Raw genomic sequence first — 2,465 nt, forward strand, 5'->3', positions numbered from 1 at the left:
GCAACAGCGTGACCGAAGGCGCTGTGGTGGGCGGCAACGTGCTGACGGACGGCACGGACGACGTGTTCGGCGCCGACGGCGCGGCAGCCGGTGGCGGCGTGGTGGGCGTGCGGGTGGCCGGAGGCGACACCACGACGGCGGTGCAGACGGGCGTGAACACGGTCATTGCCGGCAGCTTCGGCACGCTGACCCTGCAGGCCAACGGCAGCTACAGCTACGACGGCAGCCCGAACGTGGTGCCGCCGGCYGGTGCGACCGACACCTTYGTGTACACCATCAAGGACGGCGACGGCGACCTGAGCACGACGACGCTGACGATCACGCTGACCGACAGCGGCCTGGCGGCAAGCAACGACGACATCACGGTCAACGAAGCGGCGCTGGCCACGGGCAGCAACCCGTCGAGCACGGCCGAGACGGCGGCCGGCACGCTGGTGGGCAACGTCAGCGGCGGCGCAGGCGGCTACAGCTACGCGCTGACGAGTCCGGCCGCAGGCAGCTTCGGCACGCTGACGCTGAACCCGGACGGCAGCTACAGCTACACGCTGACGCAGCGCTTTGACACCAGCCCGGAYGCCAACAACGGCACCAACACCGAGAACAACCGCGACACCTTCACCTACCAGGCGACGGATGCCAACGGCAACACGGTGACCAGCACCATCACSGTGGACATCGTGGACGATGTGCCGACAGCCTTCTCGAACASCAACAGCGTGACCGAAGGCGCTGTGGTGGGCGGCAACGTGCTGACGGACGGCACGGACGACGTGTTCGGCGCCGACGGCGCGGCAGCCGGTGGCGGCGTGGTGGGCGTGCGGGTGGCCGGAGGCGACACCACGACGGCGGTGCAGACGGGCGTGAACACGGTCATTGCCGGCAGCTTCGGCACGCTGACACTGCAGGCCAACGGCAGCTACAGCTACGACGGCAGCCCGAACGTGGTGCCGCCGGCTGGCGCGACCGACACCTTTGTGTACACCATCAAGGACGGCGACGGCGACCTGAGCACGACGACACTGACGATCACGCTGACCGACAGCGGCCTGGCGGCAAGCAACGACGACATCACGGTCAACGAAGCGGCGCTGGCCACGGGCAGCAACCCGGCCAGCCCGGCGGAGACGGCGGCCGGCACGCTGGTAGGCAACGTCAGCGGTGGTGCCGGCGGCTACAGCTACGCGCTGACGAGTCCGGCCGCAGGCAGCTTCGGCACGCTGACGCTCAACGCGGACGGCAGCTACAGCTACACGCTGACGCAGCGCTTTGATACCAGCCCGGACGCCAACAACGGCACCAACACCGAGAACAACCGCGACACCTTCACCTACCAGGCGACGGATGCCAACGGCAACACGGTGACCAGCACCATCACGGTGGACATCGTGGACGATGTGCCGACATTCACACAAATTGACCACGGCATTATTACGAACCAGGCCGGGGTGCTTGTCGGCACCCACGATATGACCTTCGGCGCAGATGGGGAAGGGGTCATCAATTTGTCCGCGTTGACAAGCCTGAGTGGTGTCAACTATTCCGCCGTACAGCACAACCTCGACGGATCAACGACCATCACAGCCGGAACTGGCGCCAGCACGACCAACTTCTTTGCCCTGACCATCAACCCCGATGGGACGTACGAATTCGATTTGATCGACCCGCGTCCGTCGGTGACGAAGGTGGCTGATTTTGGCAGTGTCCAGGGCGGTGCGGCAGTGCCTTCGCTGACGCTGGGGACTGGCGCAGATGCCATCACCTTCACCGGTTTGGGCGGGGACCAGATCAAGCCGACGAGCGCTGGTTTTGGCGTGAACGACGGGAACCTGAATCCGGGCGATGACTTCAGCGTCACGTTTGCCGGTAACCAGGTGGACAGTGTGTCGTTCACGATTAAACAGCAGGCAAGCGACGCCTTCGTTATGACCTGGACCACCAATACGGGAGAAACGGGTTTTGTCAATACTGGCGTAGATGGGACATTCACGATCGATCCTACTGGCGACTTTTCTACGATCACATTCAATGTGACCGGCGGGAACGCAAAGGTGGATTCTTTTGCGTACAGTCAAAATCTTCTCCCGGCCGAGCAGGTATTGCAGTTCAGTGTTTCTGGGACGGATGGAGACGGCGATTTGACGGCGTCACAGACGCTGAATATCCAATTGCTGGGTGGGAGCGCTGGCGACCCGATCTCGGGAACCAGTGCCGGCGATGCGATGTTGGGTACCTCGGCCGGTGAATCGATCACTGGCGGGGCAGGGGACGACATGATGGCGGGCGGCCTGGGTTCCGATACGTTCAAGTGGAGCCTGGGTGATCAAGGTACCGTCGGAACGCCGGCCGCTGATGTCATCAGGGACTTCAACCTTGCGCCGGTGGCATCCGGTGGTGACGCACTGGACTTGAAGGATTTGTTGAGCGGCGAGCATGCCAATGCGGGCAGCCTGGATGCGTACCTGGAC

The 2,465-nt window shown here is 64.0% G+C and carries 1 protein-coding gene; it reads left to right on the forward strand.

Annotated elements, in window-relative coordinates:
• The coding region (locus AC1DUR_RS25750; RefSeq protein ID WP_477722385.1) for a beta strand repeat-containing protein at positions 1-2,465 on the forward strand (2,465 nt) is incomplete at both ends.

Source organism: Polaromonas sp. P4_F4 (genome assembly GCF_056401355.1).